The sequence below is a fragment of the Mycobacterium sp. 1165196.3 genome, from assembly GCF_001673415.1.
GTDB classification, from domain to species: domain Bacteria; phylum Actinomycetota; class Actinomycetes; order Mycobacteriales; family Mycobacteriaceae; genus Mycobacterium; species Mycobacterium europaeum_A.
In genome coordinates, this window is record NZ_LZLU01000244.1 from 1 (window position 1) to 15,539 (window position 15,539).

16 protein-coding genes are annotated in these 15,539 nt (G+C 64.8%); 6 read left to right on the plus strand and 10 right to left on the minus strand.

Annotated features, from left to right (window positions below; all coding sequences use genetic code 11):
• Window positions 1-37 precede the first annotated feature (37 nt).
• Window positions 38-946 carry an enoyl-CoA hydratase gene (locus A5659_RS23730; RefSeq protein ID WP_067184676.1) on the minus strand — a complete coding sequence of 303 codons (909 nt, stop codon included), beginning with the start codon at window positions 944-946 and terminating at the stop codon, window positions 38-40.
• Between the two features lie 122 nt (window positions 947-1,068).
• Between A5659_RS23730 and A5659_RS23735 the strand changes: the two genes are divergently transcribed.
• Entirely contained in the window at window positions 1,069-2,154 is a 1,086-nt protein-coding gene (locus A5659_RS23735) for a dihydrodipicolinate reductase (protein WP_067184678.1), read from the plus strand.
• Between the two features lie 44 nt (window positions 2,155-2,198).
• Window positions 2,199-2,810, plus strand: a complete 612-nt coding sequence (locus tag A5659_RS23740; protein ID WP_067184681.1) for a nitroreductase family protein — start codon at window positions 2,199-2,201, stop codon at window positions 2,808-2,810.
• Between the two features lie 422 nt (window positions 2,811-3,232).
• On the opposite strand, the gene A5659_RS23745 is transcribed toward A5659_RS23740, so the two are convergent.
• The 6 genes from A5659_RS23745 to A5659_RS23770 all read right to left on the minus strand — a co-directional run bounded on the left by A5659_RS23745 (window position 3,233) and on the right by A5659_RS23770 (window position 9,000).
• Window positions 3,233-6,121, minus strand: a complete 2,889-nt coding sequence (locus A5659_RS23745) for an RND family transporter (protein WP_156749343.1) — start codon at window positions 6,119-6,121, stop codon at window positions 3,233-3,235.
• Window positions 6,122-6,129: 8 nt separating this feature from the next.
• On the minus strand, window positions 6,130-6,600 hold the full coding sequence (locus tag A5659_RS23750) for an MmpS family transport accessory protein (protein ID WP_304441480.1): 471 nt from the start codon (window positions 6,598-6,600) through the stop codon (window positions 6,130-6,132).
• Window positions 6,601-7,010: 410 nt separating this feature from the next.
• The gene (locus A5659_RS23755; protein WP_231997999.1) at window positions 7,011-7,676 is read right to left on the minus strand and encodes a TetR/AcrR family transcriptional regulator; all 666 of its coding nucleotides are present in this window, start codon (window positions 7,674-7,676) and stop codon (window positions 7,011-7,013) included.
• Window positions 7,677-7,748: 72 nt separating this feature from the next.
• A complete protein-coding gene (locus A5659_RS23760) occupies window positions 7,749-8,132 on the minus strand; it encodes a DUF4267 domain-containing protein (protein WP_067184687.1) in 384 nt (127 codons plus the stop codon).
• A 22-nt stretch (window positions 8,133-8,154) separates the two neighbouring features.
• Window positions 8,155-8,469 carry an NIPSNAP family protein gene (locus tag A5659_RS23765; RefSeq protein WP_067184689.1) on the minus strand — a complete coding sequence of 105 codons (315 nt, stop codon included), beginning with the start codon at window positions 8,467-8,469 and terminating at the stop codon, window positions 8,155-8,157.
• 54 nt (window positions 8,470-8,523) lie between these two features.
• On the minus strand, window positions 8,524-9,000 hold the full coding sequence (locus tag A5659_RS23770) for a DUF1772 domain-containing protein (RefSeq protein ID WP_067139808.1): 477 nt from the start codon (window positions 8,998-9,000) through the stop codon (window positions 8,524-8,526).
• Window positions 9,001-9,100: 100 nt separating this feature from the next.
• Between A5659_RS23770 and A5659_RS23775 the strand changes: the two genes are divergently transcribed.
• Window positions 9,101-9,691: a TetR/AcrR family transcriptional regulator gene (locus tag A5659_RS23775; protein WP_067024282.1), complete on the plus strand. Its 591-nt coding sequence runs from the start codon at window positions 9,101-9,103 to the stop codon at window positions 9,689-9,691.
• Between the two features lie 48 nt (window positions 9,692-9,739).
• Here A5659_RS23775 and A5659_RS23780 read toward each other — a convergent pair whose 3' ends face one another.
• On the minus strand, window positions 9,740-10,441 hold the full coding sequence (locus A5659_RS23780) for an SDR family NAD(P)-dependent oxidoreductase (protein WP_067184692.1): 702 nt from the start codon (window positions 10,439-10,441) through the stop codon (window positions 9,740-9,742).
• Window positions 10,442-10,542: 101 nt separating this feature from the next.
• Here A5659_RS23780 and A5659_RS23785 point away from each other — a divergent pair, with 101 nt between their 5' ends.
• From A5659_RS23785 to A5659_RS23795, 3 genes are all read left to right on the plus strand, one after another.
• Window positions 10,543-11,376, plus strand: coding sequence for a helix-turn-helix transcriptional regulator (locus tag A5659_RS23785; RefSeq protein WP_067184694.1), 834 nt, complete (start codon window positions 10,543-10,545; stop codon window positions 11,374-11,376).
• A 188-nt stretch (window positions 11,377-11,564) separates the two neighbouring features.
• Window positions 11,565-12,509: an NADP-dependent oxidoreductase gene (locus tag A5659_RS23790; RefSeq protein WP_067024321.1), complete on the plus strand. Its 945-nt coding sequence runs from the start codon at window positions 11,565-11,567 to the stop codon at window positions 12,507-12,509.
• Between the two features lie 213 nt (window positions 12,510-12,722).
• Complete coding sequence (locus tag A5659_RS23795; RefSeq protein WP_066867830.1) at window positions 12,723-13,220, plus strand: MarR family winged helix-turn-helix transcriptional regulator; 498 nt, start codon at window positions 12,723-12,725, stop codon at window positions 13,218-13,220.
• Here the strand turns inward: A5659_RS23795 and A5659_RS23800 are convergent.
• Both A5659_RS23800 and A5659_RS23805 read right to left on the minus strand, forming a co-directional pair.
• Window positions 13,217-13,492, minus strand: coding sequence for a hypothetical protein (locus A5659_RS23800; protein WP_231998000.1), 276 nt, complete (start codon window positions 13,490-13,492; stop codon window positions 13,217-13,219). The two genes, A5659_RS23795 and A5659_RS23800, sit on opposite strands and share 4 nt — an antisense overlap.
• A gap of 65 nt (window positions 13,493-13,557) precedes the next feature.
• A complete protein-coding gene (locus tag A5659_RS23805) occupies window positions 13,558-14,931 on the minus strand; it encodes a PPE family protein (protein ID WP_067184697.1) in 1,374 nt (457 codons plus the stop codon).
• Window positions 14,932-15,539 lie beyond the last annotated feature (608 nt).

Below are 15,539 nucleotides of genomic sequence, written 5' to 3' on the forward strand. Positions count from 1 at the left end.
TGGCGCCGCGGGTGAGTTGATGGTCATCCGTGCAGCGCTAGATGTCGGACCGAACCCGATCTTTGACAGCCAAGACAACCGGGGGAGCGGAGCGCCAGTTGGGCACTCCTTGCTCCTCGCCCGCGGTCGGAAGCTTGTCGTCGCGGATCTGTGCCCAATGGGAATGGTTCAGTTGGTGCAACGCGAAACAGGATTGCAGGGCGTTGTAGAAGCCCATGTTGTCAACTGACTGGTTCACCGATTCCTTGATCAGCAGGGCCGCCATCGTCGGTACCTTTGCGATGCGCCTTGCCATCTCCAGGGTGCGCTCGGCGAGTTCGTCGAGCTTGAATATCTTGCTGACCATCCCGAGCCGGTAGGCCTCCTCGATCTCGATCGCGTCGCCGGTGAGCATCAGTTCCTTCGTGCGCCGCGGTCCGAACTCCCATGGATGGCCGAAATATTCCATCCCGCACATGCCCAACCGCGTGCCCACCACGTCGGCAAAGCGCACGTCTTCGCTTCCCACGATGAGGTCACACGCCCAAATCAGCATCAGTCCGGCCGAGAACACGTCGCCGTGCACCTGGGCGATGGTGATCTTGCGCAGGTTGCGCCATCGCAGGTTGTTCTGGAAGAAGTAGTGCCACTCTTGCAGCATGGTCCTTTCCGCGCCGTCGCGGGTTCCGCCGTTGATCGTCACCGTCGGATGCTGGCCCGGCCCCGGACTGAACTCCGTCCGCGCCTGCTTCGAACCGATATCATGCCCCGACGAGAACATCGGGCCTTCGCCGGCGAGGATGACGACGCGAACGCTGTCATCGGCCTCCGCGCGGGCAAACGCGTCGTCGAGTTCGACCAGCATGCCGCGATTCTGGGCGTTGCGCTGGTCGGGACGGTTCAGCGAGATCCGAACGATCATGCCGTCGTCGAAAGTCTCCCACTTCAAGAACTCGTAATCGCTCACCGTTCGCCTCTTCTCTCGTCTGCTAGCGGTAATGGTGTTATCAATATACGAGAAGTGATGTTCTCACAGGTCGGCTCGGTGACGGGCGGGAAGGGGTGCAGATGGGGCAACGGAAGCCACGAGTGATTCTGTGGGGTCCCGGCCAGGTCGGCATTTGTGCGCTGCGTGCCCTTATCATGCACCCGGGCCTCGAGCTTTCCGGGGTAGTGGTGCACGCACCCGCCAAGGATGGCAAGGATGCCGGCGAGCTGTGCGGGATGCCTGCGACCGGCGTCATGGCCACGCGGGATATCGCAGCCGCGCTGTCGATCGAGGCCGACGTGGTGGCCTACTTCGCTTCGGGTGATTACCGCTATCACGACGCCGCGCAGGACATCGCGCGCTGCCTGCGCGCGGGCAAGCATGTGGTGTGCACCTCGCTGGTGCCGATGTGCTATCCGCCGGCGGCCGACAAGGAAACAGTTGAACTGCTCACGGCGGCGTGCGAAGAGGGCAACACCAGCTTTTTCAACAGCGGTGTCGACCCTGGCTGGGCGAACGACGTAATCGCGCTGACGATGACCGGCTTCAGCAGTCGTGTCGATACCATCACGATGCTCGAGCTACTTGACTACGCCCCGATCAATCAGCCCGACATCATGTTCGACTTCATGGGGTTCGGGCATACCCCCGACCATCCGGCGCCACTATTCGACCCCGAGCGTCTCGCCGCTTTATGGGCGCCCATCGTTCACCTGGTCGCCGACGGCGTCGGCCTCCCGCTCGACCGCGTCGAAACGACGATCGAAAAGTGGTTGGCGACAGAGCGATACGAGGTTGCATCCGGGTGGATCGAACCGGGAACCATGGGAGGGATGCGATTCAAACTCGCCGGGATGGTCAACGGAGAAGAACGAGTCGTGCTGGAACACGTCACCAGAATGGGCGAGGGGTCTGCACCGGATTGGCCGCGGCATCCGTCACCACACGGTGGCTACCGGGTGATCGTCGACGGTCTACCCACCTACACCGTCGACATCGAAATGCATGGGCGCGGTAGCAACATGAGGGGCCTGACCTACGCGACCGTCATGCGTGAGCTGAACGCTATCCCCGCTGTGATGGCCGCCCCGACTGGCTTGCTCTCGACCCTCGACTTACCGCTGGTCACCGGTCCCATGCGTGACGGAACCTGGCAAGGCGTCCTGCCCGCGGCGGTGCGGGCGTGAACGACCAACCTCTCCCGCACGCAACGGCGGACCTGTGGGAGGTCATGCGCACCGCGTCGGCCGTGCGGCGTTATCGCGACGAGCCGGTGTCCGACGAAGCCATCGATACCTGTCTGCGCGCGGCGAGCTGGGCTCCGTCCGGAGGAAACCAGCAGCCCTGGAAATTCGTCCTTCTGAATTCGAGCCGCGTGCGAGATGTGGTCACGGACGCGGCCCACCGGACATGGGACGTCATGAGCGAGTTCTATCGGATTTCGATGCCTGAGAACGGGGCTGACGATCCCAAATCACGCGTCTTGCGAACGATGGCTGAGCACATGAGCGTTGGTGGCGCGGCCCCTGTGCTGGTGCTGTTCTGTGTCCAGCCGCAGCGAGGAACCACCGAACTACAGCAGGGGGGCTCGATCTTTCCCGCGGTGCAGAATTTCCTATTGGCCGCCCGCGCGCAAGGACTTGGCGCGGCGATCACCCTGTGGCACGGGTCCTGCGAGGACCAGCTGCGGTCCATGGTCGGAATTCCCGACGACTGGAAGATCGCCACCCTGATTACGGCGGGCTGGCCCAAGGGCGGCCACCATCCGGTGCGGCGCAAACCGCTGGCGGAGGTTGCGGCGACCGATCATTGGGACCACCCCTGGAGGACGTCAACGGCATGACCGCGCGCACCCCCGAATCCCGCTTCTGAAAACGTTCACCCATCGCCCTCACGATGATTGGCGCACGACGCTGGCGCCCGGACGGGCCAAAGACATTGCGAGCATTGCGGTCTGGCACACAACGTCATTTACGATCGACGAGCACGAAGCAACGCTGAACGGGACGAGCCGCAGCCGTAATTAATGTGGCGATCGCCGACAGCAGCATGGTGCCCGAGATCCGCGTGATCAGGTTGTCAGCGCAGCAAGTCGGGTATCCGCCTCGTCAGCCCACCGGTACCACTGGATTCAGTGCGGTGAATTTTCGGTGTGGTGCACGCTAAATCAGCTGTCCACCAAAGCTTTTTCATCTACCCAGTGGGTGGTCCCGAAATGACCCGCTCTCAGTCAGCCCGGGGGTCACCTGCGTGGTGCGGGGCTGCTCATACTTTTTGCATCTCCTTGGACTCGTGACGCAGCGGTTGCGGCCATGGTTGGGGAAGGGGGCGGGGCCGCACGCGGCGCGGCCACCAGAACCACCTGCCCAGCAAGGCTGCCAGGGAGGGCGTCATCAGCGAGCGGACAATCAGAGTGTCGAAGAGCAGGCCGAGACCGATGGTGGTGCCGACTTGTCCGATCACGATGAGTCTGCTAATGGCCATGGACATCATCGTGAAGGCGAACACCAGGCCGGCGGAGGTGACCACGGAGCCGGTGCCGACCATGGCGCGGATGATGCCGGTGTTGAGCCCAGCGTGGATCTCCTCCTTCATCCGCGAGACCAGTAGCAAGTTGTAGTCGGATCCCACGGCCAACAGGATGATGACCGTCATCGGCAGCACCATCCAGTGCAGGGGAATGCCGATGATGTGTTGCCACAGCAGCACTGAGAGCCCAAACGACGCGGACAGGCTCAACACCACGGTTCCCACGATGACCGCCGCGGCAGCCACGGCCCGGGTCAAGATCACCATGATGATGAAGATCAAGATCAGTGCGGCGACCGCGACGATGAGCAGGTCGTAGTTGGCGCCCTTCTGCATGTCGGTGTACATGGCTGCGCTTCCACCGAGGTAGATCCTTGATCCCTCCAACGGTGTCCCTTTGATAGCGTCTGCTGCCGCGATTTTGAGCGGCGCCGTGCGCGACGTGCCTTCCTCTGTCAACGGGTCGCCTTGGTGAATGATGGTGAACCGCACGGCATGGCCGTCCGGGGACAAGAACAGCTTCACGCCGCGTTTGAAGTCGGCGTTGTCGAATGCTTCGGGCGGCAGGTAGAAGGAGTCGTCGTTTTTGGCCTCGTCGAACGCCTGGCCCATGGCTGTGGCGTTGTCCTGCAAGGCCATGGTTTGGTCTTGCTGGGCTTTCTGGGCCTGATACTGGTTGAGCATCATCTGTTTCTGATTTTTCATCGACGCGATCATGGGCGGCATCAGGGCCACCATCTGCGGCATCAACGCGTCCATGCGGTCAAGGTCGGGAACCAGATCGGAGAGGTCGTCGGACATGGTGCTGATGCCGTCTAGGGCGTCGAACACCGACCGCAGCGACCAGCAGACCGGGATATCGAAGCAATGCTTTTCCCAGTAGAAGTAGCTGCGGATCGGGCGCCAGACATCTTCGAAATCGGCCATGTGATCGCGCAAGTCCTGTACGTCCCCGCTGGTCTTCTTCATCTTGGTGGCCATGTTGTGGGTGACGCCGGCCAGTTGCTGGGTGATGGCCTGCATTTTCTCCATCGAGTCGATGCTGACCTGCATGTCGTCGGCCTGTTTGAGGGTGTTTTGCAGGACGGTCTGTTGGTAGTCGTTGTTCATCACCTGGCCGGTGCTGTTCATGCTGATGTTGTAGGGGATCGAGGTGTGTTGGATCGGCCGTCCCTCGGGCCGCGTAATGGTTTGCACCTGGGCGATACCGTGCACCCGGACAAGGGCTTTGGCGATCTTGTCGATCACCAGGAAACTGGCAGGGTTACGCAAATCGTGATCGGCTTCGACCATCAACAGATCGGGATTCATCTTCGCTTGGGAGAAGTGGCGATCCGCGGCCGCATAGCCGACGTTCGCCGGGACGCTAGCGGGTAAATAGATGCGGTCGTTGTAGGTGGTGTGGTAGCCGGGCAGGGTCAGCAAGCCGACCAGCGCGATCAGGATCGCGCAGATCAGGATGGCGCCGGGCCAGCGCACCGTCGCCGCACCGATACGCCGCCATCCCCGTGGCTGGGTCATGTGTTTGGGATCGAGAACCCGGCTAAAGCGACTGGCCACCGCGATCAGCGCCGGCCCGAGTGTCAACGCCGCAGCGACCACGATCGTCATGCCGATCGCCAAAGGTATTCCCATGGTCTGGAAGTACGGCAGACGGGTGAAGCGCAAGCAGAAGGCCGCCCCGGCAATAGTCATTCCCGAAGCCAGCACGACGTGGGCCGTGCCGTGAAACATGCTGTAATAAGCGGCTTCTCGGTCCTCGCCCAGCCGACGCGCTTCTTGGTAGCGGCCGATCAGGAAGATGGCGTAGTCGGTGGCCGCGGCGATCGCCAGCGTCACTACCAGATTGGTCGCAAACGTCGTCAGGCCGAAAACCTTGAAATAACCGAGGAAGGCCACCAATCCCCGAGCACCGGCCAATTCCAGCAGCACCATCACCAACACGATGCCCACCGTGACCACCGATCGGTAGACGAGCAACAGCATCGTGATGATTACGGCAAAGGTGAGCAGCGTGATCACCTGCATGCTCTTGTCGCCGGTCTCGTTTTGATCGGCGCTCATTGCCGCAGGACCGGTCACATAGGCCTTGACGCCCGCCGGTGCGGGCACGCTGGCGATGACATGGCGCACCGCCTCCACCGACTCGTTGGCCAGTGCTTCTCCCTGATCTCCGGCGATGTAGACCTGCACGTAGGCGGCCTTGCCGTCGACACTTTGTGCCGCAGCGGCGGTGAACGAATCACCCCAGAAATCCTGCACGTGCTGGATATGCTTCGGGTCAGCCCGCAGGTCGCGCACCACGCGGTCATAGAACTGGTGGGCGTCGGCACCCAGCGGTTTGTCGCCTTCGAGCACGATCATCACCGAGCTGCTCGTGTCGTACTCGTGAAACACCTTGCCCACCCGTTTGGTGGCGATCATCGACGGCGCATCATTGGGACTCATCGACACCGCGCGGGTCTTGCCGACAACCTCCAGTTGCGGCACAACGGTATTGAGAACCACGACCACGGCGACCCAGGCAAGGATGATCGGCACCGCCAGCACCCGAATCGTGCGCGGTATCCCAGGGCGCGACGCGTGGCGGGCGGCCGGGATGGGCTCGGTCTGGGTTTGGTCCATCAGGGCGCTCACGCCGACTTCACCAAGCAGAAGGTCATGGCATTCACCCCGGCCACCGATCGTTCGTCCCTGACCGCGCGATCAACGGTGATCCGACAAGCAATGGAGCTACCGTCGCCCTGGGCAAGCAGATTGGGCGTTGCCGCCGGTGCGGTGGTCTGCAGCGTCAACGACCACGGCAACACCACGTCCGGGGCGCGCTGCGGCTTCCCCTCGAGGTCGAGGTAATTGATGACCGCCCTGGCCGCAGAGCCGAACACCTCGTAGGTGACGACCTTGGGGTTGAAGTCCGCTGCGCTGTCAGAACTGTTGGGCGCCACCAGGATGGGGTTGGAGCCAAAGACCGCACGCAACTTCGTCACCGCGACGCCACCGACCGCGACTGCCACCACGATGAGCAGCGGCAGCCACACCCGCCGCACGAGTCCGACCGTCGCATTCATCGCCGGCACCCGGCGCGTGATTCGCCGTGCGCCCATCGCCTCGCACCGCGGTGTTCGGGCGGGGTCACGCTCGGGCCCGACGGGATGGTGTGAACGCGAGTCGCATCGGAAAAGGCAATCAACTGCGGGCCTTTCGGCGAAAATGCGGCCAGCGCGAAGTGGATGACCGACGACGACGTGGGGGAGTAAGAGGTAACCTAACCGCCTAAGTGGATGAAGTCAATCCGCTTCTGTGGGACGGTGGTCACATCGGCTCGCGGGGTCGACACCTCGACCGGCGTGCGCTTCGGCACCGGGTTCCAATCTGCACGGTTGAGTCGGCGTTCTCGGGATCCGTTGGCGCTCATGGGTACGACGCTGCCGGCAACGGAGGTAAGGCTCATGTGCCGTGGATGACTAGGGCTCGCCCGTCATGCGCGCTCGGAGACGATCGGTCGGGTGCCTGGTCAGCTAGACGCTGCGGGATACCAGGTGCGCATCGCGGCGTCGAGCTGTTCGTCGTCGAGCGCTTCGACGGTCAACGGTTTCTGTCCCCTGCGGTGGCGGAGACCGTCGAGGAGGATCGCCACATATCGCCGCCACAGTTCCGGCTCGATATGGCCGGCGTACTCGCTGACCGTACCCGCGATCAGGCCCAAGAACGGCATGTCGTTAGGTGAGATGTCCGGGCGCAAATAGCCGTCGTCCTTGGCCCGCTCAACGAGTTTCGTCACCGTAGGGGTTAGCCGCAGCCGCGAAGCCTCGACGCGGTCACCCCCGTAAGCCTTGCTGAATACGGCTTCCCGCAACCCCCGGTCGGTTGCGGTGAGCTCGCATAACTGCTGCACGAACCACACAAACCCTCGCCACGAGTTCTTTTCTTGCAGCGCGGACTCGGCGAGCGCCGTGATCTGATCGATGCCATCTTCAAAGATCGCCTCGACCAGCTCGTCTTTGGTGGCAAATCGCCGATAAACGGTGCCCACTCCGACACCGGCGTGGTGCGCGACGTCATTGAGGGTCGCCTCGAGCCCTCTCGACGCGAAGAGGTCTCGGGCAGCCTCAACCACCCGCTGGCGATTGCGCTCAGCGTCCTTCCGCAGCGGGCGGCACGGCCCGCACCCCGACGGCACGTCGCTCAGTGTAATCTTCGGCATACTCCAGCGAAACGGATGTGAAATATCCGCTCCGGGGGGCGCTCCTGCCTACGCAATGATCAAGAGCGCAGAAGTGATGAGCATGACGGCGGCGGTGACGCCGTGGACTCCCCAGGCGACCGACCTCGAGCCGCCGTGGCGCAGCACGATCGACGCGTCAGCCAGCGGAATGATGGTGGCGGCCAGCATCACCCAGCCCACCAGGTGGGTTGCGCCCGCGGCCAACAGGATGATGACGAACAATCCGGTGGCGATGTCACGTATGCCCTTGACGCTCAAGTAGGCGCCAGCGGACGGCTGGTCCAGATCTGGCAGCACACCGTAGCCGGCGGCGGCGACACGGGGCGAGACCAGGAATCGCGCGCCAATGAAGACGATGCCCGCGGCTAGCAGTCCGGCCAGGATGCAGCCGATGGTCGTGGTGATGGACATGTAGCGGACTCCCGGGTTTGCGTCAGTGGATTGGTGAAAACGGTGTCGGATCAAGCAGTATCGTCTGGACACCGACGATGTCGCCGACGTCGAAGCCGCCCATGTCGGCAGCGAATTCGGAACCGGTCATGATCTGCCGCGTGAGTTGTTCAGGGTCGGCCCCCGCTGGGTAGCCGATAAGTGTGATGAGGCGAGATGCGCCGCTGCGCTCGGTCCACACGCCATGGGTAGTGACACCGAACGACGCGAATGTCCTCAAGTGGCGGGCCCAGTGAACCGTTGCGTATTGGGCGAGAGCCTCGGGTGATCGCAGGGTGTAGACCCTGAGCTGAAACATCGAATTCAGCGCTCCTTCAATCTATTTCGCCTTTGCCGCGGCTATGCGGGTGCTTTAGAACATCAGCGCCACGCACAGGGCGCTCACCGCCAGACCCTGTAGCACGGCGCGGGGGCCGATGATGCTGTCCCACTTGGCTTGCAGCGCACGCCCGTTCGGCAGGTCCTGGCCGGTATCGGCGGCCGCGGTCAATTGTCGATTGATGGGGGCGCTCACCCGCGTGTAGAGGACGATCCAGACCAACAGCGCGATCAGGGCGGCGGCCGCGGCGATCGCCTGTGGCCAATGCGCGGCCACCGCTGCGAGCGCCGCGGTTGCCGCGGTGGCCAGAACGCCGAGTACCCCCGGCACCGGCATTCGCCGGTCTCCGTATCGATGCACGCTTCCTGTCACCGCAACCAGGGCACGATCGTCGACCGCGGCCAGGGCCGGTCGCAGCACCATCGCGCAGAACACATCGGTGCCGTAGACCACCGCGGTGCCGAGCAGTGCGGCCAGGGCGGCGGCGCGGGCGATCAAGTCCAAGGTCATGTCAAAACTCCGCTCCGTGGTAGGTGTTAGCAACGCTAACCCCGAGGTATTAGGCGTGTCAATAGCAGCGCTAGCAGTTCTAGCCGTGCTATCGTTCGGCATGGGCATCGAGGACCGCCGGGAGCGGGAGCGTGCCGCGCGCCGGCGGCTGATTGTCACGACGGCTCGCAAGCTGGCCGAGGCCGACGGCTGGGATGCCGTCACGACCCGTCGGCTGTCCACCGAGATCGAGTACAGCCAGCCGGTGTTGTACAAGCACTTCACCGGCATGGAGCAAATCGCTGAGGCCGTCGCCATGGACGGCTTCGGCGAACTCGCCGACGTCATTCGAGCCGCTCGCTCCGACGGCGGCTCGGACGCCGAAGCTCTGGGCCGAATCGCGCACGCCTACCTCGGCTTTGCCCGCGCCAACCCGGCGGTGTACGACGCGATGTTCACGCGCGCGACCACCCTGCGCTTCGCCGCGCCGGACACACCGCCGCAGTTGACGACGGCGTTCGATGAGCTGCGCCAAGCGGTTCGACTCGTGGCTGGTGAGCATGACGCGGATACCCTCACCGAAGTGTTCTGGGCCGCGCTACACGGCCTGGTGATACTCAGTCGCACGGGTCGGTTGCGCCCAGACCACGACGCGGAGCGTCTCCAACTGCTGGTCAAGGAGTTCGCCGGCAGACACGAAACGGTCGACTAAGCAACGCGTCCGCGCCGTGCGCCTCGGCCGACGCTCTTCAAGCAGTCATCACCATGGCAGCGCACCGTCGCGGTTGACGAAGGTGCCGGTCGGACCGTCTGCGCCAAGCTGTGCCATGCGAACGATCGCCTCGGCGCCCTCGGCCACCGTCTGCGTACCGGTGTTGCCGTTGAGGTCCGTCTTCGTGAACCCGGGATCGACGGCGTTGATCCGGATGTGCGGGAACGCCTTGGTGTACTGCACGGTGACCATGTTCAGCGCCGCCTTCGACGCCGGGTAGGCCACGCCGGGATAGAAGTCCGCAGGGGCGGACGAGAGCAGGGTGAGCGACGCTAGGCCGCTGCTGACGTTGACCACCACCGGCGCGGCAGACCTCTGCAGCAGCGGTAAAACCGCGTGCAACATCCGGACCGTTCCAAAGACATTTGTCTCGAACGTCTTTCGCATCACGTCGGCGGTCACGTCCGCGGGACCGATCACCGCGTTGCCGTCGGCGCGTTCCTCGATCCCGGCGTTGTTGACCAAAACGTCGAGCCCGCCGGCGGACTCGATGGTCCGAACCGCGGCCTGCACCGACTCGTCGTCGGTGATGTCAAGCTGGATAGCGCGCGCGCCCACGGCGCCAGCGGCCAGGCGACCCCGTTCCGCGTCGCGGCTACCCAGGTACACGGTCTGTCCCAGCCCCACCAGGTGGCGAGCGGTTTCCAAGCCGATACCTTTGTTTGCTCCTGTGATGAGTGTCGTCGTCATGACCCCACGATGCGATGCGGCCACCCCCTGAGCCAGGAGTCCGATTTTCCTAGGACCGCCGATACCAGGACGGCTCAATCGAATAAGGGCAAAGTGGACGCATGGCGACGACGGAATTCGGGCTGGCGCTGCGCGCCTGGCGGGACAAAGTGGCTCCGGAAGCCGCCGGACTCTCCGGAGGGAGTCATCGGCGTGCCGCCGGCTTGCGTCGTGAAGAACTCGCGCAGCTGGCCGGAATCTCGGTCGACTACATAACCCGCTTGGAGCAGGGGCGTGCGGTCAATCCGTCGGAACAGGTCATCGAGGCTCTGGCCCGGGCGTTGAGGCTGTCCAGCGCGGATCGCATCCGCCTGTTCAACTTGGCCGGCCGGGTGCCGCCGGGGCAGGGCACGGTACCGGCCTATATTCCGCCGGGCGTGCAACGGATGCTCGACCGGCTACGGGAGACGCCGGTGGCCGTGTTCGACGCGGCGCTGACGCAGCTGATGGCCAGCCCGCTCTACGTCGCGCTCATGGGCGAGCATGTCGGCAAGGAGCGAAACGCGCTGTGGCGCAACTTTCTCGGTGCCCGCGGCCGGATACGACACACGCCGGAGTCGCTGCTTGACTTGCAAACCGCCCAAGTCGCGGCGTTGCGGGCAACGGCGCAACGCTATCCCGCCGACCAGGCCGTGCGACGGTTGATCGACGAGCTAAAGGCTGTGAGTGGCCTTTTCGCCGAGCTGTGGGATTCGTCCGCCGTGGTCAACTATCAGCTGGCGTCGCGTAAGACCATCGTCCACCCGCAGGTCGGCGCGATCACCCTGGATTGCGACATGCTGACTGTTCCCGGCGCCGACCTGACGATCATGCTCTACACCGCCGAACCCGGCACGGAGGACGCCGAGCGGCTGGCGCTGCTGGCGGTCATCGGCGCTCAATCGCTCGTCGGCTAGCTCGTCGGCGCCTAAGGCGCCACCTGGACGCGATCGAGCCCATCTACCCAACGGGTGCCATCGCCGATGCTTCAATCTCGAAGCATCGTGACGACGATCACAGGCGTCGCGGAAATCGCTTCGATGTCGAAGCGGTTGCTACTCACGTAGCTGCTTCGAATTCGAAGCAAATGACAAAGGAGAAGATCATGAAAGCCGTGCGATACCACCGTTATGGCAGTAGCGACGTTCTGCAGTACGAGGAGGCCCCGCGACCGGTGCCAGGACCACAGCAGGTGCTGGTGAAGGTGGCCGCCACCTCGTTCAACCCGGTCGATGCCGGCATCCGCGGGGGATATCTGTCTGAGGTGTACAAAATCAGCTTCCCGCACGTCCCCGGCGTCGATGTGGCCGGGACGATCGTCGAAATCGGTGCGCAAGTGCAGGGGTGGAGAATCGGCGATGCGGTCGTGGCCTTTCTGCCGTTGGATGCCGATGGCGCTGCGGCCGATTACGCGCTCGCGCCGGTCGAGTCCGTGGCCGCCGCGCCGCGAACGGTGGCTCTCGCCGACGCGGCCGCGCTACCGGAGGCCGGATTGACCGCGTGGCAGGCGCTGTTCGAGATCGCCGGGCTGACCGTGGGGCAGACGGTCCTGATCAACGGTGCGTCCGGTGCGGTCGGCGGCTATGCAGTTCAGCTGGCCAAGCAGGCCGGGGCCGTCGTCACCGCGACCGCTAAGCCGCACGACGCCGACCGTCTGCGCGGCTATGGCGCCGACCGGATCGTCGACTACATCGACTACACGCACGCGCCGATCACCGTCGACGGAGCGCCATTCGACGTGGTACTCAATCTGGTCTCCACCACCCCAGAGCAGACCGAAGCCCTCATCCACGTCGTCGCCGACGGCGGTTTCCACGTCGGCACCATGGTTTCGGGGCCGGAAGACCCCGGCCGCGGCGTCCGCACGCAGCGGGTCTTCGTCCGCAGCGACGCTGAGCAGCTCGCACGCCTGGTCGGCCGCGTCGACGCCGGGCAACTGCACATCGAGGTCGCCGACCGCCGCGGCCTGGATCAGGCCGCGGCCGTGCACGCCGAATCCGACGCCGGCCGGCTGCGCGGCAAGACCATCCTCCTGCCCGCCGAGCAGTAGACCGCTGGCGCAACCATTCAGCGCGGGTAGACCGGGGCTATGGTTCCGGTCTACCCGCATGCGCGCGGGGTCGCTGCCGCTCCCGACAGATGTCTGGTGAGAAAAGTTGTGCCGCCGTGTCTTTCACACTCGCTCGATGGTCGCCGCCGGGCGGAGGCTACCAGCGCGTAGCGAAACCCAGCCACTTCGATGTCGAAACATTAGAATCCAAGCATGGCCGAAGCCCTCAACCCCAATCAACTGCGGGCCTACTTCGCCCTGATGGAGGCGGTGAGCCTGCTGCAATATGCGGTGCGCGAACAGTTGCAGGCCGAAGGAGGACTGAGCTACGTGCAGTTCGAGATTTTGGCCAAGCTCGCTGACGCCCAACGGAAGCTCACCATGACCGAGTTGGCGGACGGCGTGGTGTACAGCCGTTCCGGCCTGACCCATCAGGCAGGGCTATTGGAAAAGCAGGGGCTCATCACTCGCGCGGTTTCCCCTGACGACCAGCGCGCCACGGTCGTGGACATCACCAAGAAGGGCCGGGCCCGTGTTGCCAAGGTCCTGCCCGGTCACATCCAGGTCGTGCGAGACCTGCTGTTCGGCTCGCTGTCCGCCCGCGAGGTGCGAATCCTCGGCGACATGATGAGCAGTGCCCGCGACCATATGCGTGCTCGGCCGCCCCGCTCGGCCGCCCCACGCAATCGGGTCGCAAGGGGACACAGCTAGTGCGCGTTGGCAATTGCCTCCCGCATTCCCCGACGGACCTGTTGCCTCGCGACCGGACCATCGGTCGAAACGCTCTGGTCGCAGCTACAACTGAGGCCACCGAACGGATCGGGCTCACCGCCAACGCCCGGATCGGCGCCCGCCGTCGTCGCCACCGAAGCGCCGAACACCACGATCAGGGCGGTGCACATCACCGCTTTCATGCTGAAAGACAGCGGTTTTCGGTTCGGCGTGGAGCGCCGCGCGGTCTGGTGTGCTTTGGGCACGTTCATGGCGATTTCCTTTGCGGTCGAAGAGCTTATCCACCCTTTGACGATGTGATAACCGATTCGGTGCCCTAGCCGGCCACCGGCGAATGCGGAATCAGCGAGACGCGCATGCCGATGCGTTGAACGGCGCCCTCCGATTCGCGTCCGACCATGCCGCCCAATGGCAGCTTGGACACCGCGGTGCCGGGTGATGCCGCGGGTGCGACGGCCCAACCGCCCGGCGCGGCACCGCCGCCCAGCGCCGGCAGCGGGGCCACGGACGAAACCGTCGTCGCCCAACTCGGGGGTACGGACAAGGTGCTCAGCGCGCTGGCTTGGCCCACGCTCGCCGCGGCGCCCTGGCCCAGTCCCGCCAGCGGCTCGAGGCCTCCCACGGCGGCCCCGGCGCTGGCCCCTCCCATGCCGGCTATGCCCTGGGCGCCCTCGGCCCCCAGGATGGAACCGGCGCCCGCTTCGTCCAGTGCCAAGCCCTGATAATCCAAATCGAGGCCGTAGAGGTCGATGCCGATTCCACCGCCGTCGGCGATCAGACCGGCGCCGTCGGCGCCGTATCCTGCCGCCTCGGAGGCCAGGCCCGCAGTGGCCCCGTCCGCCGCGGGTGCGGCGGCGAGTGCCGAGGCCAGGCCCGAGGCCGCGCCGGCACCGGTGCTCGCGCTCTTGGTCGCACCCTTGCCCGAGGCGCCGGTCAAACCCGACAGGGAACTGAGCGGTGCGGAGGCTCCCGACGACCCGAGCGACGCGCCCGTGCCCATTGCCGCCTGCGACAGACCGGTGCTCGAGGATGAGCCGGGGGTCGAGAGGCCCTGCAGAGTCTGGGGCACCGAAGAGGCCCACTGCGTCGCCGATGTGTGTGCGCTGCTACCGAATTGGGCCGTCGCGCGCGTGACGGTGCCGATGTGGCCGGCGAGGCCGCCCGGATTCGTCGTCTGCGGCGGCGTCGCAATCGGCGAAAGCCTCGACGCGGCAGCCGAATTGGTGGCGTAGGTGTACATCGCGGCGGCGTCCTGCGCCCACATCTCGCTGTACTCGGCCTCGGTCGCCATGATGACCGGCGTGTTCTGGCCGAAGATGTTGGTCTGGATTAATGCCAATAGCCGGGCGCGGTTGGCTGCGATCAGCGGAGGTGGCACTGTCATCGCGTAAGCGGTTTCGAACGCCACCGCGGCGGCCGTGGCCTGCGTCGCCGTTTGCCCACATTGCTCGGCGGTGGCGGCCATCCACGCCATGTAGGGCAGCACGGCGCCCGCCATCGACATCGACGCGGGCCCCGACCAGGACTCGCCGGTGAGGCCCGCGATCACGGCGTGGTAGCTTCCGGCGCCGTCCGCCAGCTCGGCGGCCAGCGACTCCCATCCCGCGGCGGCGGCCAGCAAGGTGGCGGGCCCGGGACCGAGGTACATCCGACCGGAGTTGATCTCTGGTGGCAATGCGCCAAAATCCATGTCTTTCCCTAACTTTTTGGTGCCTGTGTTGGCTGACCGTGCCGAGGCCATCGCGTCGCTGGACGTTGGTGGCGTCGCGCCCCACGTCGGGTCAGCAGATGAAGTAGCTGATTGAAAATCGCCGAAGCCGACGCGCAGAGGCGCCATGGTTGACGACGACGCCCGAGGTTCGCGGCGATTGAGGCAGATTGGCTTCGACCGCGAAGATCGCATCGATGCAACTGCCGCGACTGCGGATCAGCCGACGTCAGGCAAGCGAAACCTGTTGACGGCTAACGCCGGACCTGCCGCGACGGCGTTGCCCGCGAGAGTCCGCCATGCATGATCAGCAGCGGGCGACGCAGAATCGAATCAGTAAATTCTGGTCAACTGAGCTGGGCGCCGGCGCACGAGCGGGCGGGTCGAGCCGCTGCTCGGAGCGGACAATCGTGACCATCGGGGGCGTCGCGGATCCGGGGGAGCGGGGCGTGGAAAACGCCAAAGTGGTTGGCCGATAGCGCTTTAGCCCGCCGCCTTTGAACGCCTTGTCGTCGTTCACGGTGGACCACACGCCAACGCGACGGACCGGTATCGAGTCGTTACTCAGCTGTGTGGGGCCGGAAACCGGG